General features: G+C 74.7%; 12 protein-coding genes. 4 read left to right on the top strand and 8 right to left on the bottom strand.

Annotated elements, in window-relative coordinates; translation table 11 throughout:
- Both efeO and efeB read left to right on the top strand, forming a co-directional pair.
- Complete coding sequence (gene efeO / locus Ae505Ps2_RS11445) at positions 1 to 1,149, top strand: iron uptake system protein EfeO (RefSeq protein ID WP_075308311.1); 1,149 nt, start codon at positions 1 to 3, stop codon at positions 1,147 to 1,149.
- Positions 1,146 to 2,381, top strand: a complete 1,236-nt coding sequence (gene efeB / locus Ae505Ps2_RS11440; protein ID WP_075308313.1) for an iron uptake transporter deferrochelatase/peroxidase subunit — start codon at positions 1,146 to 1,148, stop codon at positions 2,379 to 2,381. The genes efeO and efeB overlap by 4 nt, the downstream gene beginning before the upstream one ends.
- Positions 2,382 to 2,406: 25 nt before the next feature.
- Here efeB and Ae505Ps2_RS11435 read toward each other — a convergent pair whose 3' ends face one another.
- The 7 genes from Ae505Ps2_RS11435 to Ae505Ps2_RS11405 all read right to left on the bottom strand — a co-directional run bounded on the left by Ae505Ps2_RS11435 (position 2,407) and on the right by Ae505Ps2_RS11405 (position 14,576).
- Positions 2,407 to 3,144: a lytic transglycosylase domain-containing protein gene (locus Ae505Ps2_RS11435; RefSeq protein ID WP_233147418.1), complete on the bottom strand. Its 738-nt coding sequence runs from the start codon at positions 3,142 to 3,144 to the stop codon at positions 2,407 to 2,409.
- A 42-nt stretch (positions 3,145 to 3,186) separates the two neighbouring features.
- The gene (locus tag Ae505Ps2_RS11430) at positions 3,187 to 4,113 is read right to left on the bottom strand and encodes a MazG family protein (RefSeq protein WP_075308317.1); all 927 of its coding nucleotides are present in this window, start codon (positions 4,111 to 4,113) and stop codon (positions 3,187 to 3,189) included.
- Positions 4,113 to 5,036 carry a SurA N-terminal domain-containing protein gene (locus tag Ae505Ps2_RS11425; RefSeq protein ID WP_158071447.1) on the bottom strand — a complete coding sequence of 308 codons (924 nt, stop codon included), beginning with the start codon at positions 5,034 to 5,036 and terminating at the stop codon, positions 4,113 to 4,115. The genes Ae505Ps2_RS11430 and Ae505Ps2_RS11425 overlap by 1 nt, the downstream gene beginning before the upstream one ends.
- A 13-nt stretch (positions 5,037 to 5,049) precedes the next feature.
- Positions 5,050 to 8,667 carry a S41 family peptidase gene (locus tag Ae505Ps2_RS11420; RefSeq protein WP_075332981.1) on the bottom strand — a complete coding sequence of 1,206 codons (3,618 nt, stop codon included), beginning with the start codon at positions 8,665 to 8,667 and terminating at the stop codon, positions 5,050 to 5,052.
- On the bottom strand, positions 8,664 to 9,851 hold the full coding sequence (locus tag Ae505Ps2_RS11415) for a type III PLP-dependent enzyme (RefSeq protein WP_084786249.1): 1,188 nt from the start codon (positions 9,849 to 9,851) through the stop codon (positions 8,664 to 8,666). Before Ae505Ps2_RS11415 ends, Ae505Ps2_RS11420 begins: the two co-directional genes overlap by 4 nt.
- 274 nt (positions 9,852 to 10,125) lie before the next feature.
- Positions 10,126 to 13,749, bottom strand: a complete 3,624-nt coding sequence (gene mfd, locus Ae505Ps2_RS11410) for a transcription-repair coupling factor (RefSeq protein ID WP_075554215.1) — start codon at positions 13,747 to 13,749, stop codon at positions 10,126 to 10,128.
- Positions 13,750 to 13,955: 206 nt separating this feature from the next.
- The gene (locus tag Ae505Ps2_RS11405; protein WP_075308323.1) at positions 13,956 to 14,576 is read right to left on the bottom strand and encodes a TetR/AcrR family transcriptional regulator; all 621 of its coding nucleotides are present in this window, start codon (positions 14,574 to 14,576) and stop codon (positions 13,956 to 13,958) included.
- Between the two features lie 72 nt (positions 14,577 to 14,648).
- Between Ae505Ps2_RS11405 and Ae505Ps2_RS11400 the strand changes: the two genes are divergently transcribed.
- Positions 14,649 to 15,395 (top strand): SDR family oxidoreductase, encoded by a 747-nt coding sequence (locus Ae505Ps2_RS11400; RefSeq protein WP_249265254.1) that lies wholly within the window; start codon positions 14,649 to 14,651, stop codon positions 15,393 to 15,395.
- A gap of 7 nt (positions 15,396 to 15,402) precedes the next feature.
- Here Ae505Ps2_RS11400 and Ae505Ps2_RS11395 read toward each other — a convergent pair whose 3' ends face one another.
- Positions 15,403 to 16,254, bottom strand: a complete 852-nt coding sequence (locus Ae505Ps2_RS11395; protein WP_075308325.1) for a siderophore-interacting protein — start codon at positions 16,252 to 16,254, stop codon at positions 15,403 to 15,405.
- Between the two features lie 161 nt (positions 16,255 to 16,415).
- Here Ae505Ps2_RS11395 and Ae505Ps2_RS11390 point away from each other — a divergent pair, with 161 nt between their 5' ends.
- On the top strand, positions 16,416 to 17,297 hold the full coding sequence (locus tag Ae505Ps2_RS11390; protein ID WP_020623847.1) for a hypothetical protein: 882 nt from the start codon (positions 16,416 to 16,418) through the stop codon (positions 17,295 to 17,297).
- The last annotated feature ends 65 nt before the right edge of the window (positions 17,298 to 17,362 follow it).

The raw sequence follows: 17,362 nt of genomic DNA, 5'->3' as shown, positions 1-17,362 counted from the left end.
ATGTCCCCCGTCACGCGCACGGCTGCCGGCCTGGCGTCGCTCACCGTCGCCGCCGCCCTGCTGGCCGGCTGCACCTCGACCGCCCCGGCGGCGCAGGGACCCGGCGACGGCGGCCCGATCACCGTGAACGCCACCGACACCGCCTGCGAGGTGTCGACCCCGCAGGCCCCGGCCGGCAACGTCACCTTCCGGATCACCAACGCCGGCAGCAAGGTCACTGAGTTCTACCTCTACGCCACCGGCGACCGGATCATGGGCGAGGTCGAGAACATCGGCCCCGGCCTGTCCCGCGACCTGATCGTCGAGGTCCCCGACGGCGGCACCTACACCACCGCGTGCAAGCCCGGTATGTCCGGCGACGGCATCCGCGCCCCGTTCACCGTCACCGGGTCCGCACAGCGCGCCACCGACACCAACGCCGAGCTCGCCGCCGCCACCGCCGGCTACCTGCGCTACGTGTCCTCCCAGTCCGACGCGCTGGTCACCAAGACCTCCGAGTTCGCCGCCGCCGTGTCGGCCCGCGACGTCGCGAAGGCCAAGACCCTGTTCCCGGTCGCCCGCACCTACTACGAGCGGATCGAGCCGATCGCCGAGTCCTTCGGCGACCTCGACCCGAAGCTGGACGGCCGTGAGGACGACGAGCGCGACCCCGGCGTCGCCTGGACCGGGTTCCACCGGCTCGAGAAGGACCTCTGGGTCGACGGCCTGAAGGCCGACTCCCCGCAGATCGCCGCGACCCTGGTCACCGACACCAAGGACCTGCAGGGCCGCATCCCCGGTCTGAAGCTCACCCCGGCCGAGCTCGCCAACGGCGCCAAGAGCCTGCTCGACGAGGTCGCCACCGGCAAGATCACCGGTGAGGAGGACCGCTACTCCCACACCGACCTGTGGGACTTCCAGGCCAACGTGGAGGGTTCGCAGGCCGCCGTCGCCGCGCTGCGCCCGGTGATCGACCAGAAGGACCCTGCGCTGGGCCCGCTGCTCGACCAGCGCTTCGAAGCCGTCGACACGCTGCTGCAGGGCTACCGCGTCGGCGACGGCTACAAGCTCTACACCCAGCTGACGCCCGAGGACACGAAGAAGATGGCCGCGGCCGTCGACGCGCTGGCCGAGCCGGTCAGCAAGGTCGCGGGCACCGTCACCGCATGAGCCCGCTGCACGTCTCCCGGCGGGGACTGTTCGGCCTGACCGGCGCCGGAGTGGCCCTGGCCGGGGCGGGCGTCGCCGCCGGGTACGGCCTGTCCGGGAACGGCGCCGCGGCGGGCGACGGGACCGTCGCCTTCCGCGGCGCCCACCAGGCCGGGATCGTGACCCCCGCCCAGGACCGGCTGCACTTCGTGGCCCTGGACCTCACCACCACCGACCGGGACGCGGTGCGCGACCTGCTGGCCCGATGGACGGCGTCGGCCGAGCGGATGACGGCCGGACGGGAGACCGCCGAGGGCGGCGCGCTGCCCGGCAACCGCTACACCGCCCCGGCCGACACCGGCGAGGCGCTCGGGCTGCCGCCGTCGTCGCTGACGCTGACCTTCGGCGTCGGCTCCGGGTTCTTCGACAGGCTCGGCATCACCGACCGGCGCCCGGCCGGGCTCGCCGCGCTGCCGCGGTTCCAGCGCGACCAGCTCGACACGGCCCGCTCCGGCGGTGACCTCTGCATCCAGGCCTGCGCCGACGACCCGCAGGTCGCCGTGCACGCGGTGCGCAACCTGGTCCGCGAGGGCTTCGGCGTCACCGAGGTGCGCTGGTCGCAGCTGGGGTTCGGACGGACGTCGTCGACGTCCACCGGGCAGGCCACGCCGCGCAACCTGTTCGGCTTCAAGGACGGCACCAACAACCTCAAGGCCGAGGAACCGGACCTGCTGGACCGTCACGTGTGGGTCGGCGACGAGGGCCCGGAGTGGCTGCGCGGCGGCTCCTACCTGGTGGCGCGTCGGATCCGGATGCACATCGAGGTGTGGGACCGCTCCAACCTCGACGACCAGCAGCGCACCATCGGACGGGACAAGGGCGAGGGCGCGCCGCTGACCGGGACGGCCGAGTTCGACACCGCCGACCTCGCCGCGACCGACGCCTCCGGGCCGGTCATCCCGGACGACGCGCACATCCGGCTCGCCTCCGAACAGGAGAACGGCGGGGCGCGGATCCTGCGGCGCGGCTACAACTTCGTCGACGGCTCCGACGGGCACGGGCACCTCGACGCCGGCCTGTTCTTCATCGCGTTCGTGCGCGACCCGCAGCGCCAGTACGTGCCGATGCAGCGCAGGCTGGCCCGCTCCGACGCGCTCAGCGAGTACCTGGAGCACAGCGGCTCGGCGCTGTTCGCGGTCCCGCCCGGCCTCGCCGAGGGCGACGACCACTGGGGCCGCGCGCTGCTCGCCTGACCCTGCGACGCCGGGGCCGGCCCCGTCAGGGGGCGGGCGGTGCGGGGGCGGCGGTGCGCTGCGCGTAGTCCGCGGCGGCGGCCCACACGTCGCCGGCGTACTCGCGGGAGGCGTTGTAGGCGAGCACCCCGCGCCACCAGTCCCCCGCCTCGGCGACGTCGCGCCCGTTCGCGCACAGGTAGCCGGCCGCGGCGAGCGCGGCGTCGTCGACCTGTTGGGGGTCGGCGACGCCGTCGTCGTTGCCGTCCGCGCCGTAGCGCGCCCAGGTCCCGGGCAGGAACTGCATCGGCCCGACCGCGCGGTCCAGCACCGGGTCGCCGTCGAGGCGGCCGCCGTCGGTGTCGGCGACCCGGCGGGTGCCATTGGTGCCGTCGAGCGGGATGCCGATGATCGGCGGGTCGACGCGGCCGTCCGGGCCGGGCTCGGCGCCGCGGAAGGTGGCGTGCCCGGACTCGATCCGGCCGACCCCGGCCAGCGTCGCCCAGCTCAACCGGCAGGCCGGGGTGCGCTCGCGCTGGCGCAGCTCGGCGTTCGCGTAGGCCTGCAGGGTCCGTTCGGGGATGTCCGCCTCGGCCGCGGTGGCCCTGGCCCATGCGACGACGTCGGTGTCCGCGGGCAGCGGCGCGGACGCGGGCGGGGCGGACTGCCGGTCGACCGGGGTCCGGGGCAGCGACGGCCCGAAGTCCGGGCCGGTCGCCAGCGAGACGACCACGATCAGGGCCACGATGCCGCCGATGGCCACGAGGAGCGACTGAGTGCGCACGCTCACACGTTACCGACGGGTATCACCCGATCGGGGATTGGGTCATGGGCCTGCCCAGTAGCGACGCCAGTCCTGCGCGGTCAGCGTGTGCGGATCGAGCCCGTCCGCGGCGGCGGCCTTCTCCGCCGACCGCACCCGTGCCTCGAACTCGCGCGCGGCCGTGCGCAGCGCGGCCTCGGGGTCGCCGCCGCCGAGCTGCGCGGCCGCGGCCAGCCGGAACAGTGCCGCACCGGCGTCGTCGCCGGCGGGCAGCAGGTCCACGGGCAGCCCGGCCTTCGCCGTGCGGGAGGTCAGCTTCGCGGCGAGCGCGACGGCCGGCTGGACCGTCGCGACGCCGTCGACACTGGACTCGCGCTGCTTCTCGGCGCGCTTGAGCTCGTCCCAGCGGCGGTCCTGGTCGGCGGCCGTGGCGACCTGCTCCCCCGCGGCGAACACGTGCGGGTGGCGACCGACGAGCTTGTCGACCAGCCCGGTCGCGACCTCGTCGATCCCGAACGGGGCGTCGGGGTGCTCGGTGGCGACGCGGGCGTGGAACAGCACTTGCAGCAGGACGTCGCCGAGCTCCTCGCGCAGCTCGGTGCGGTCACCGTCCTCGATGGACTGGTACAGCTCGTAGCACTCCTCGACGAGGTAGCGCAGCAGCGACGTGTGGGTCTGCTCGGCGTCCCACGGGCAGCCGCCGGGTGAGCGGAGCCGGTCCATCACCGCGACGGCGTCCAGCACCGCGTGCCCGGTCGGCGGCGGTACCGCGCAGGGGTGCGCGGCGGCGGGGTGGCCCGCCGGTACGAGCAGCACCGTGCCGTCGGCGAGCTCGGCGGGGTCGGTGCCGGTCCAGTCGACGGCCCCGGCGGCGGCACCGGCGTCGAGACCGGGCACGGCGAGCACCTCGGTCGCGGAGCGCAGCACCGACAGCGCCGCGGCCGGGAGTGCGGCCCCGCGACGGGGACAGACGACGATCGTCGCGGCCATCAGGGGGCGGGCGGGGTCGGGTTGCCGGCGGCGACCGGGAACACCACGGAGGCGTCCTCGGCGGTCGGCACGGCGAGCATCTGGATCGGGTCCCACACGCCGTAGCGGGGGTTGAGCTGCACCCCGGTGCGCAGCGCGGTGGGGGTGAGCATCCGGATCCCGGCCTCGGACAGCGACCGCTGGTCCAACTGGCCGACCGCATTGCCCGGGGCAGGGGCGCCGAGGTCGCGCTCGGTCACCCGGACCACGACCCAGCCCTGGCCGCTGCCCAGCGGGAACGCCGCGACCCAGCCGGCCGGGATGCCGATCAGCGGGGTGAGCGCGGCCTGCGGGGTCTCGGCCGGGCGGATCGCGAGCCCGCGCTGGGTGGTGCCGGCACCGGCCAGCGCCGCCTCGGCCCGCTGCCCGCCGGCGGCGACCTCGCGGGCCAGCGTCGTGGCCTGGGCCCGGTCCTGGGCGACCGCGACGTCCGCGGTCACCGACAGCCGCGGCAGCTCACGCCGGGCGAGCTCGGTCAGGGTCAGCTCGTCCCGGGTCGCGGCCTGCACACCGCCGACCGCCAGCGACGACTCCTGCACCGCCTGCTCGCCGCCCTGCCGGGCGATCGCCGCGGTGACCTGCTGGTCGGTCACGGTGACACCCTGCTCCGGGGCGGTCAGGCCGATCAGGTCGCGGATCACCAGCTGGGACACCACGGCCCGGCCGATGTCGGCCTGGGAGCCGCCCTGGGCCTTCAGACCGTCGACCAGCCCGGGCCGGGTGAGCACGGAGGTGATCGCGGGCTGCACGGTGGCGAGCGGGATCGACCTCTCGCCGACGATCGCGGCGGAGTCGACCCGGCTCGGCCCGGCACCGCAGCCGGCCCCGGTGACAGCGACGGCCCCGACGATCAGCAGGGCGGCGGTGATCCTGCGAGTGCGCACGGCGGTCAGCCTCTCACGCGATGTGGTGCCGATCTCCCCCACCCGGCCGACCCGGCAGCGCGGGCCGGGCCACCGACGGCCGCCCGGCGAGGTCCGGCGGCCGCGCGGGCGGGTGCTCGGCGAGCCGGGCCATGGCGATCTCGATCGCCCGGTCCAGCTGCGGGTCCCGTCCGGCCGCCCGGTCCTGCGGGGTCACGACCACCTCCACGTCGGGGTCCACCCCGTGGTTCTCCATCGTCCAGCCGACGTCGTCGAACCAGGTGGCGTAGCGGGGCTGGGTGACCAGGGTGCCGTCGACGAGCCGGTAGCGGCTGTCGATGCCGATCACCCCGCCCCAGGTGCGGGTCCCGACGACCGGGCCGACCCCGAGCCGCTTGATCGCGGCGGTGACGATGTCGCCGTCGGAGCCGGAGCGCTCGTCGGCCAGGGTCACCACCGGGCCGCGCGGCGCCTGCTCGGGGTAGGTCGCGGGTGCGCCGTGCCGGGGCAGGTCCCACCCGATGACGCGGCGGGCGAGCTTCTCCACCACCAGCTGCGAGGTGTGTCCGCCGCGGTTGCCGCGCACGTCGAGCAGGAGGCCGTCCTTCGCGGTCTCGCGGGCGAGGTCGCGGTGCAGCTGGGCCCAGCCGTAACCCATCATGTCCGGCACGTGCAGGTAGCCCAGCCGCCCCGCGGACCGCTCGGCGACCTCGGCGCGCAGCCGGGCCACCCGGTCCTGGTAGCGCAGCTCGTCCTCGGAGTGCAGCGGGCGCACCGCCACGCGGCGGACGGTGCCCGCGTCGGGCCGGTCGGGTCCGGAGCGGACGGTGAGCTCCACCGTGCTCCCGGCCGTCGCGACGAGCAGCGGCGCGGGCCCCCAGTGCGGGTCGAGCGGGCGCCCGTTCACCTCCAGCAGCACGTCACCGGCCCGCACGTCGACGCCGGGCCCGGACAGCGGGCTGCGTGCGGCGGGCGCGGAGGTCTCCGGCGGCAGGACACGCCGGACCCGCCATCCCGGGCCGCCGTCGGGTTCCGGCCCGAGGTCGGCGCCGAGCAGCCCGGGCCGCCCGGTCGGGTCGCCGCCCGCGCGGCCGCCGATGACGTAGGCGTGCGAGGTGCCGAGCTCGCCGTGCAGCTCCCACAGCACGTCGAGCAGGTCGTCGTGGCTCCCGACCCGGTCGACCAGCGGCCGGTACCGGGCGGTCTCGGCGGCCCAGTCGACCCCGGCCATGTCCTCGACCCAGAAGTGGTCGCGCATCAGGCGGGCGGTCTCGTCGAACATCTGCCGCCACTGGGCGACCGGGTCGACGGTGACCACGAGCCGACGGGTGTCGATCGTGAACTCGTCGCCGCCGGCGTCGTCCTCCGGGGCGGCGGACCCGCCGCGGTCGGCGCGCAGCAGCCGGACCGTGCCCCGGTCCCGGACGACGAGCCGGGTGCCGTCACCGCTCACCGCGAACGACGACGCCGGGTCGGCGACGACGGTGACCGCGCGCCGGGCCAGGTCGAACCGCTCCAGCACGGCGCGGTCGGGCTCGGCGTCGTCGTCGGGGAGGCTGTCGCCGAGCACGCCGGTGCCGCTGGGCAGCCGCAGCCACACCAGGCCGCCCCGGACCGCGGCGAGCCGGGTGTAGCGGGCGGCCTCGACCGGTACACCGACGACCCGGTCGGCCAGCCCGTCGACGTCGACCAGGACCTCCGGCGGCCCCTCGTCGGCGTCCCGCCCGGACCCGCGACGGCCGCCGCGCGCACCTCCCCGGGCCGGTGCCCCGGCCCCGGTCGCCGCGGCCACCGCGCGGCGCGCGCCGTCGGCGGCCCCGTCGACCGCCCCCTCGACCGCCCCGTCGACCGCGGCACCGACCGCGGCATCGCCGGGCGGCTCGGGCTCGTCGCCGGGCTCCGGCGGGGCCGGGGGTGTCGGTGGGGTGGCGGGTTGGTCGTCCGGGCCCTCGTCGGCCGGGTCCACCGGGCGGCCGTCCGGCCCCGCCCCGAACGGCGACGGCGTCCGCGCGGCCAGGGGCACCAGGAACGGCTTCCATCCGGTGCCGAAGGTCAGGTCGAAGGAGTGCTCGTCGTAGCTGGGGTCGAACACCCGCCGGGACAGGAACGCCAGGTGCCTGCCGTCGGCGGTGAAGACCGGGTCGCTGTCGTGGAAGCGGGCCGGGGTGACCTCGGCGTGCTCGCCGTCGGCGACCCGGGTGAGCACGATCCGCGAGAGCCCCTCGGGCGTCGGGTCGCACCAGGCCAGCCAGGCGGAGTCCGGGGACCAGGACACGTCCGACGGCTCGCCCGCGGTGCCGCGGTGCAGCTCGCGCAGCTCCCCCGCCGGCCGGGCCGGGGCGGCCTCGTCGACCACGCCGTCGTCGGGTCGCTCGTCGGGGCCGGACACCGGGTCCGGCACGGGTTCGGCGCCGGTGTGCAGCACCAGCAGCCTGCCGTCGTGCGTGGTGAGCGCGACGGCGGAACCGTCCGGCGCCGGGGCCAGCTCCAGCACCCGGCCGAGCCTGCCCGCGGCGTACCGCGCCCGCTCCGGGGCGGCCGGGGCGTGCGCGTCGAGCGGGGCCACGACCACGGCGTCCTCGCCGGTCGCGTCGTCCACCCACACGGCGCGGTCCGTGCCGAGCGGGTGCGCGAGCCGGGCGCGCACGCCGGGCTCGGCGAGCAGTGCGCGGGCGGGGCCGTCGCGGTGGGTGAGCCGGTGCACGGTGCCGAGCACCGACACGATGCTCGCCCGTCCGGTGCGGTCCGGCCGGACCGGGCCCAGGTCGGCGGGCAGCGACGCGCGGAAGGGCTCGCGGGCGCGCCGCGGCCCGCCGGGCCGGACGTCGATCCGGCGCGGCTGCGAGGCGGCGGACAGGTCGTCGAGCAGGAAGATCTCCCCTGCCGACTCGTAGACCACCCGGCGCCCGTCGGTGCTCGCGTGCCGGACGTAGAAGTCGGTGCCGCCCCCGGAGCCGTGGTCGGTGTGCCGGCGCAGGTCGGTGCCGGGGTCGGCGAGCGGGACGGAGTAGACGTTCCCCCAGCCCTCGTGGTCGGAGACGAACGCCAGCCGCGGGCCCGACCCGTCGTCGACGATCATGGGGCACTCCAGCTGCCCGGCCAGACCGGCGAGGACCCGGGTGAACTCCCCGGTCCCGGTGGCGTCGAGCCAGAGCCGGCCCGCGCGCCCGCCGCGGTAGCGCTTCCAGTGGGCCGCGTCCCGCCCGCCCTCGACCTGGGTGAGCACGGCGGGGCCGCCGGGCTGGTGGGCGAGCGCGGAGAGCGTGCCGTGCGGCAGCAGCTCCGGTGTGCCGCCGGTCGCCGGGACCGCGTACGCCCACAGCCGGGAGGTCGCGTCCCCGTGCGCCGACAACGCGACCACCGCCCCGTCGGGGGTCCAGCCCGCCGCGCGGGTCGTCGCCTCGCCCCACCAGGTGAGCCGGGTGGGCGTGCCGCCCTCGGCGTCGACCCGGTACACCTCGGGCGCACCGTCTCGCCGGGACCCGAAGGCGATCGACCCGCCGTCGGGTGAGAAGCGCGGCGCGGTGACCGGCACCCCGTCCGCGGTCAGGCGGTGGGCCCGCCCGCCCGCGACCGGAGCCGTCCACAGATCGTCCTCCGCGACCAGGACGAGTGTGTCACCCGACAGGTGGGGATGGCGCAGGAAGCTCACACGGCGACGTTAGCCGCACGCACCGACGTTCCGGACCCGCCCGTGGCGGGGTCCCCGGTGCAGACGCAGCGCAGCGGGGCGAACCCGTTGAAGCCGACCGAGGAGTAGCTGGTGGTGTAGGCGCCGGTGTGCAGCAGCCGGACCACGTCACCGGCGCACAGGTCGTCGGGGAGCAGGTAGGGATGCCTGCGGTAGAGCACGTCGGCGCTGTCGCAGGTCGGTCCGGCCAGGACGACCGGCGAGCGGGGACCGTCGTCGTGTGCGGTGCGGATCGGGTAGCGGACCAGCTCGCCCTCGGTCTCGGCGAGCCCGCCGAAGCGGCCGATGTCGAGGTAGACCCAGCACGGACCGGCGTCGCCGTCCCGGTCGGACACGAGCACGACCTCGCTGTAGAGCGTCCCCGCGCCGGCGACGAGGCCCCGGCCCGGCTCGATCATCAGCTCCGGCCGGTCGTCGCCGAACTCCGCGGCGACCGCGTCCCGGATCGCGACGCCGTAGTCCGCCAGGGGGAGGACGTGCGCGTCGTAGTGCGCGGGGAAGCCGCCACCGAGGTTGAGCAGGTACGGCCGCAGACCACGGGCGCGGACCCTGCGGAACACCTCCGCGGCGTCGGCGATCCCGGCGCGCCACGCTCCCGGGTCGAGCTGCTGGGAGCCGACGTGGAACGACACACCCGCCGCGCGCAGCCCGGCCGCGTCGGCGTCGAGCAGCAGCGACGCGGCCGCGGCGGGCGAGCACCCGAACTTGCGGTCCAGCGGGAAGCAGGAGCCCGCGCCGCTGCAGGCGACCCGGACGAACACCTCGGCTCCCGGCGCGCACCGGGCGATCTTCGCCAGCTCGGCGGCCGAGTCGACGGCGAACCGGCGCACGCCGCTGCGGTGCGCGAACGCGATGTCGCGTTCCTTCTTGACGGTGCTGCCGTAGGAGATGTCCGCGGGCCGGGCACCGGCCGCCAGGCACAGTTCCAGCTCCGGCCGACTGGCGACGTCGAATCGTGCGCCGAGACCGACCAGGAATGCGACGAGCCGCGGGTCAGGATTCGCCTTGACCGCACAGAACAGGTCCACACCGGGGAGGGCATCACCGAATTCGGCATACCGTTCTCGGACGGTGTCCATGTCCAACACCAGGCACGGAGTGCAGAAATCGGCGGAATCGGTGGAGTCTGGCCGGCGATCGGACATCGGACACACCTCTTTCCCAGAAACGGGGAGCCCACGACGGAAACGGCCTTCTCACGCGCCGTTGACCTGATCGTAAAACAGTGTGGATCGCGTCCGCGAAGTGCTGTGGATCACCGGAAAAAATGGGAACCCACGTCGCGCGATTGATCCCGACAACTCCGACGACCGGTTCGCCGGAGTCCGTCCCGTTACGTCCCGGAAACAGCACGGACGCCGACACCCGAAGTTCCCCGGCGGTACACCGGGTGTTCATCAGGATCGCGTCAGGACCGCGTCAGGAGGAGGCCGAGCTGTGCACCGGGGTGGAGGTCGGCACGATCTGCAGCAGCAGCTCCGCGCACCAGCCGAGCAGCTCGACGTCGCGCAGCGCCGCCCCGCCGATCCGGTTGCCCTGCATCGGCTTGGGCACCGTGACGATCTGCGCGGCCGCCTTGTACTGCGCCTTCGGGTAGAGCCGGCGCAGCCGCAGCTGGGCGGAGTCGGGCAGCTGCATCGGCCCGATCCGCAGCTGGGTGCCCGCCGAGGCGACCTCACGGATGCCGAGGCGCCGGCACAGCTGGCGGAACCGGGCGACCTCCAGCAGGTTCCGCACCGGGGTCGGTGGCTCGCCGTAGCGGTCGGTCAGCTCCTCGACGATCGCGGTGAGCGCGGCGTCGTCGGGCGCTTCGGCGATCTTGCGGTAGACCTCCAGACGCAGCCGCTCGCCGTCGACGTAGTCGTGCGGGACGTGTGCGTCGACCGGCAGGTCGACCCGGACCTCCTGCAGCTCCTCCGGCTCGGCCCCGATCTCCCCGCCCGCCTGCTTGCGGAACGCGGCGACGGCCTCCCCGACCAGGCGGATGTAGAGGTCGAATCCGACGCCGGCGATGTGGCCGGACTGTTCGGCGCCCAGGATGTTGCCCGCTCCGCGGATCTCCAGGTCCTTCATCGCGACGGCCGCGCCGGAGCCCAGCTCGGAGTGCTGGGCGATGGTGGCGAGCCGGTCGTGCGCGGTCTCGGTGAGCGGGTGGTCGGCCGGGTAGAGGAAGTAGGCGTAGCCACGGTCGCGGCCACGCCCGACCCGGCCGCGCAGCTGGTGGAGCTGGGACAGCCCCAGGGTGTCGGAGCGCTCGACGATCAGGGTGTTGGCGTTGGAGATGTCCAGGCCGTTCTCGACGATCGTGGTGCAGATCAGCACGTCGAACTCGCGGTGCCAGAACGCGCTGACGGTCCGCTCCAGCAGGTCCTCGTTCATCTGCCCGTGCGCGACGGCGACCCGGGCCTCGGGGACGAGGTCCTGGATCTTCTTGGCCGCGCGGTCGATCGAGCTGACCCGGTTGTGGACGTAGAACACCTGGCCGTCGCGCAGCAGCTCGCGGCGCACGGCGGCGGCGACCTGCTTGTCGTCGTAGGCACCGACGTAGGTCAGGGTCGGGTGCCGCTCCTCCGGCGGGGTGGTGATCGCCGACATCTCGCGGATGCCGGCCAGGCTCATCTCCAGGGTCCGCGGGATCGGTGTCGCGGACAGGGTCAGCACGTCGACGTGCGCGCGCAGCGCGGTGATGTGCTCCTTGTGCTCGACACCGAAGCGCTGCTCCTCGTCGACGATCACGAGGCCGAGGTCCTTCCAGCGGATGCCGGTCTGGAGCAGCCGGTGCGTGCCCACGACGACGTCGACCTGCCCGTCGGCGAGCTTCTCGATCGTCTCCCGCGCCTCGGCCGGGTCGGTGAACCGCGACAGCCCGCGCACGGTCACCGGGAACTGACGCATCCGCTCGGAGAACGTCGACAGGTGCTGGGTGGCGAGCAGCGTCGTCGGGACGAGCACGGCGACCTGCTTGCCGTCCTGCACCGCCTTGAACGCCGCCCGCACCGCGATCTCGGTCTTGCCGAACCCTACGTCGCCGGAGATGACGCGGTCCATCGGGACCGGACGCTCCATGTCCCGCTTGACCTCGTCGATCGCCGACAGCTGGTCGGGGGTCTCGGTGTAGGGGAAAGCGTCCTCGAGCTCGCGCTGCCACGGGGTGTCCGCGCCGAACGCGTGCCCCGGCGAGGCCTGGCGGGCCGCGTAGAGCTGCACCAGACCGGCCGCGATGTCCTTGACCGCCTTGCGGGCGCGGCTCTTGGTCTTGGCCCAGTCCCCGCCGCCGAGCTTGTTGACCGCGGGCTGCTCGCCGCCCACGTAGCGGCTGATCTCGTCGAGGGCGTCGGTCGGCACGAACAGCCGGTCGGCGGGCTGGCCGCGCTTGGAGCTGGCGTACTCCAGCACCAGGTACTCGCGGGTGGCGCCCTGGACGGTGCGTTCCTTCATCTCGACGAAGCGCCCGATGCCGTGCTGGTTGTGGACGACGAAGTCGCCGGGCTGCAGCACCGCCAGGTCGACGGCGTTGCGCTTGCGCGGGGTGGTCCGGCGCGGCGCGGTGTCGAGCCCGGCGCGACTGCCGGTCAGGTCGGGTTCGGAGACGACGACCAGCCCCACCTCCGGCGCGGTGAACCCGTTCAGCACCCGCCCGCAGGTGACGGTGACGATCCCCTTCTCCGGGGCGTCGGCCAGCACCGGGACGGCCGCGGCGGGGACCTCCGCCTCGCGCAGCTGCTCCAGCGAGCGGTCCGCGGTGCCCTGTCCGGCCAGCACGAGCACCGCGGCACCGCCGGTGGCGACGTGGGCGCGCAGGTCGGTCAGCGCGCGGTCGGTGTCGCCCCGGTAGGGCTCGATCTCGTGCACGCCCGCCACGACGACGTCGTCGGCACCCGACAGCAACGGCGACAGCGACACCACGGGGCGGCCGGTCGCCGTCGCGTGCTCCAGCGTGACGCGCAGGTCGCGGTAGGCCGACCCGGAGACGTCGATCGGGGCCTCGCCCCCGGAGCCGGACGCCAGCCAGGACGCCTCCAGGAACTCCTGCCCGGTGCGCACGAGGTCGGCGCAGCGGGTCCGGATGCGCTCGGGGTCGGCGAGCAGCACCCGCGTCCCGTCCGGCAGCAGGTCGGTGAGCGTCTGCATCTCCCCGCCGACCAGCGCCGGGATCAGCGACTCCATGCCCTCCCCGGGGATGCCCTCGGACAGCTTCTCCAGCAGCTCGCGCAGCGGGTTGCGGTTGAGCCCGGCGGTCTCGGGCTGTTCGAGGGCCAGCTCGGCGGCCCGCTCGCGCACCGGGGTGGTGAGCAACAGCTCGCGACACGGCGGGACGTCGATCCGGGTGACCTCGCCGACCGAACGCTGGTCGGCGACGGAGAACGACCGCACCTCGGAGACCTCGTCGCCCCAGAACTCGACGCGCACCGGATGCTCGGCGGTCGGCGGGAAGATGTCGAGGATGCCGCCGCGCACGGCGAACTCGCCACGGGTGGTCACCATCTCGGCGCGGTTGTAGGCCAGCTCGACCAGCCGCACGAGGAGCTGCTCGAAGTCGTGCTCCTCGCCGACGGCCAGCGAGACCGGGTCGAGCGTGCCCAGCCCGGGCGCGACGGGCTGGATCAGGCTGCGCGCCGCGGTCACGACCACCCGCGGGGCGGTCTCGGCCGAGGCGCGCCGGCGGAAGATCGTCAGCCGGCGGGCGACGGTGTCCGGGCGCGGGGACAGCTTCTCGTGCGGCAGCGTCTCCCAGCTCGGCAGCACGACGACGGGTGCGCCCGCGCAGTCGTGCACGGTGTCGGCGGCGGCGCCCGGCGCCTCGCCGTGGCCGAGCAGGTCCGACACCGCGGCCGCGAGGTCCTCGGCCTCCCGGTCGGTGGCGGTCACGGCGAGCACCGTGGAGGTCTCGGCGAGCCCGGCGGCGAGCAGGGGGCGCACCGCGGAGGGCCCCTCGACCTGCACGGCAGGGGTCTCACCGGCGCGGGTGTCCGCGGCGCGGGCGGCATCGACGGCGGCACGGAGACCGGCGTCGGACAGGGCGGAGGTGAGCAGACCGGACAGGATGGCCACGACGGCGCTGGCTCCTCGGTGGAGGTGGGCTGGCGGTGCGCGCGGCGGCGGGGGCCGACCGCGGGCAGGGCAGACCCCGACCGGGTCGCGGTAGGGCTCCCGACCCGGTCGGGGTGCCGACCCTCGACTTTACGCCTGGCCCGCGCGGCCGCCGACCGCACCGTCGGTGTGCCACGGCACGCTGGCGCGGGCCCGCCTCACGGACCGCCCGCCGCCGGTCCCGGGGTGCCCACCGTGCCGCGGACCACGGCCGCGACGGCCGCCTCCGCACGCTCGGCGACCGTGCCGCCGCCGACCGCGGCGCCGGCGAGAAAGCCGTCGACGTCGAGGGCGCCGTAGCCGTGGGCGGTCGTGACCACCCGCTCCATCAGCGACACCGCCGCGGCCGGGTCGGCGAGCTCCAGGGCCGGGGCGAGCAGGACGTCCCCGATCCGCCGTCCCACGGCCGCGAGGTCGCGGTCGCCCAGTGCCCGCAGCTCGGCGCCGTAGACGAGGTCCAGCCCGACCCGGCGCCCGGTGAGGAACCCGGCGTAGGCCCCGCCGGCGGCGGCGAGTCGCGATACCGGGTCGTCCCCGGCCCGCGCGGCCGCGGTCTCCATCTGCTCCGCCAGCTCGCCTGCCGCCGCGGTCACCACCGCGGCCAGCAGCCGGTCGCGGTCGGCGAAGTGCCGGTACGGCGCGGCCGTGCTCACCCCCAGCCTGCGGGCCAGCACCGCGACCGAGAACCCGCGCACGCCCACCTCGGCCAGCAGGTCGACGCCGGCACGCACGAGTGCGCCCGGCAGGTCGCCGTGATGGAACCTCGCCCGCCGGGCCATGCGCCCTCCTTGCTGTGATCGGGCTATCACATTAGCGTGTAAGTGGGTTATCACTTCGAGTCGGGAGACACCGTGGACACGCAGGAAACCATCACCGGCAGGGTCGTCGCCGTCACCGGCGCGAGCGGGGGCATCGGCGCGGCGACCGCGGTCGAGCTCGGGGCCCGCGGGGCGCGCCTGATCCTGGGGGCGCGTCGGGCGGACCGGCTGGAGGCCGTGGCCGACCGGGTGCGCGCCGCGGGCGGGACGGCGGTCACCGTGCCGATGGACGTACGCGACCGGGCCGACCACACCGCGCTGGTCGACCGCGCACGGGCCGAGTTCGGCAGGCTCGACGTGCTGGTGGCGAACGCGGGGGTGGGCCGGGTCCGTCCGCTCGACGAGCTCCCGGTCGAGGAGTGGGACGAGATGATCGACGTCAACCTGCGCGGCGTCCTGTACGGGCTCGCCGCGGCGCTGCCGGTCTTCCGCGCCCAGGAGGCGGGCCACCTCGTCGTGGTCGCCTCCACGTCCGGCCTGCGGGTCGTCCCCGGTCAGGTCGTCTACGCCGCGACGAAGAACGCCGTCCGGACCCTCTGCGAGGGGCTGCGCCAGGAGGCGGGACCCGCGCTGCGGGTCACCGAGGTCTCGCCGGGGTTCGTCGCGACCGACTTCGTCGAGGGCATCGGCGACGAGCGGTTGCGCGCGGACTACCGGGCACAGCGCGACGAGATCGCCCTCGACCCGGCCGCGATCGCCCGCGCGGTGGTCTTCGCGCTCGAACAGCCCGCCGGGGTCGACGTCAACCAGCTCGTCGTCCGGCCGACGGCCCAGGGGTGAGCCCGGCTCAGATCAGCCCGTCGCGCTCCAGGGTCGCCTCGTAGAGGTCGAGCATCCGCTCGTCGTCGCCCTCGGCGGCGGCGGCCGCGTCGGCGTAGGCCTTCTCGAAGCGCTCCTGGTTGGCCCGCCAGGTGCGACGGAAGGTGTCGGCGTCGCGCCGCCAGTAGCCGAGCACGCCGTAGGCGCCGGGCGGCAGGCCGCGCTCGTGGCGCAGGTGCTTGCGGGCAGCCCGGGTCGCGGACGCCTCACCGCCGACGTAGACGTAGCCGGGCCCCTCCGGCAGCACGAGCCCGGCGACGATCTCCGCCAGCCGGCTGCCGGTCTCGCTCGCGGGCTCGCGACGCACCCGGGCCCGCGCGGGGAAGTCGGCCGGCACCTCGTCGATCTCCAGGACGACCTCGGTGTCGATGCCCTCGGGGGTCTCGGTGACGATCCGGGCGAGCGCCGGGAGGGCCGCCGCGTCGCCGACGAGGATCTGCCAGCCGACCCCGGCCGGGCGCTTGAACCAGCTGTTCGTGTGCGAGACCTCGATCTCGTCGCCGACGCGGGCCCGCCGCGCCCAGCCCGCGCCGACCCCGCCGGGGTGGCAGACCAGGTCGATGGACACCCGGGTGCGGCAGGGGCTGACCTCGCGCAGGGTGTACCAGCGACCGTGGTCGTCGCGGCCGCCGTCGGGCAGCGGGAAGTGGAAGACGCAGGCCTCGTCGGGGACGCCGGGCAGGTCGAGACCGGCCAACGCCTCCCCCTCCAGCCGGGCCCGGACGAAGACGTCCGAGACCCGCTGCAGGCCCACCACACGGACCGCCGCGCGGTCCTCGGTCACGACCGACATCGCCACCTCCCCATAGGTGAGGCTCACCTAATCACGGAGAGGAGGGCGGCATCAACCGGACCTTTCGGTCACGGTGTCGCAGAGTCCCTTCTACTACGTTGCATAGTGGACAACCACCCGATCGTGTCCGCTAGCGTCAGCAGGTGTCAGACGGGTGTCGAACCCGAGTCAGCACGGAGGAGCAAGCGGTGATCACGGTCTACCTGAACCGCCGGATCGACGACGACGCGCGCCGCGAGTCCCTGTTCCGGGGCGACTTCCATCTCTACACCGGGATCGGTGGCGCGAACGCCCTCGCCGACCACGCCAAGGACCTCATCGGTCAGGCCTTCGAGGGCATGGACCCGGAGCGCGCCCAGTACGAGATGGACGTCGACGAGTTCATCCGCCGCGTCGAGCCGCTCAAGCACGAGTTCACCAACGGTGAGAAGACCAAGTCGCTCTGCCAGCAGTTCGCCGTCGACTTCGGTGTCGACCCCGAGCGGACCTACTTCGACATCCCGCGGCTGCGCGTCATCCCGGCCGACCAGTTCCTCACCGCCGGCGTGTCCTACAACTACAAGGCGCACCGCGACATGTGGTACGGCCACCCGCAGCAGCTCGTGAACTACTGGACCCCGGTGTACGACGTCGTCGGCGAGAACGTCATGAGCATGTACACCGACTACTTCGACCGCCCGGTGAAGAACGGCTCGAACCAGTACGACTACGACGAGTGGGTCGCCAAGCACCGCACCGCGGCCGCCGGTGAGAAGACCACCGACACCCGTCCGCACCCCCTCCCGCTGGAGGACTTCGAGTCCCGCGGCGAGATCCGGATCGCCGCGCAGTCCGGTGACGTCTTCATGTTCTCCTCGAACCACCTGCACGCGTCGGCGCCGAACACCTCCGACGTCACCCGGTTCTCCTACGACCTGCGCACGATCAACCTCGACGACGTGCGCGCCGGCCGCGGACCGAAGAACGTCGACTCCGGCGCGACCGGCACCACGCTGGGCGACTTCCTGCGGGTCTCCGACCTGGCCCCGCTGAAGGTCGAGGAGTTCGAGGACGCGCTCACGAACGCCTGACCCCGCCCGTCCGACGGCCCGGTGCCCCGCGTGGGTGCCGGGCCGTCGTGCTCTCGACGGCCGGA

Origin of the sequence: Pseudonocardia sp. Ae505_Ps2, assembly GCF_001932425.1 — a bacterium.
GTDB lineage: Bacteria > Actinomycetota > Actinomycetes > Mycobacteriales > Pseudonocardiaceae > Pseudonocardia.
Note: the sequence above shows the minus strand (reverse complement) of the source record. Positions and strands in the feature narration are given on the sequence as shown.

Excerpts from the sequence above, each read along its gene's own strand:
- efeO (WP_075308311.1), top strand. The coding sequence starts at position 1 with ATGTCCCCCGTCACGCGCACGGCTGCCGGCCTGGCGTCGCTCACCGTC.
- efeB (WP_075308313.1), top strand. The coding sequence starts at position 1,146 with ATGAGCCCGCTGCACGTCTCCCGGCGGGGACTGTTCGGCCTGACCGGC.
- Ae505Ps2_RS11430 (WP_075308317.1), bottom strand. The coding sequence starts at position 4,113 with ATGGCCGCGACGATCGTCGTCTGTCCCCGTCGCGGGGCCGCACTCCCG.
- Ae505Ps2_RS11415 (WP_084786249.1), bottom strand. The coding sequence starts at position 9,851 with ATGTCCGATCGCCGGCCAGACTCCACCGATTCCGCCGATTTCTGCACT.
- Ae505Ps2_RS11405 (WP_075308323.1), bottom strand. The coding sequence starts at position 14,576 with ATGGCCCGGCGGGCGAGGTTCCATCACGGCGACCTGCCGGGCGCACTC.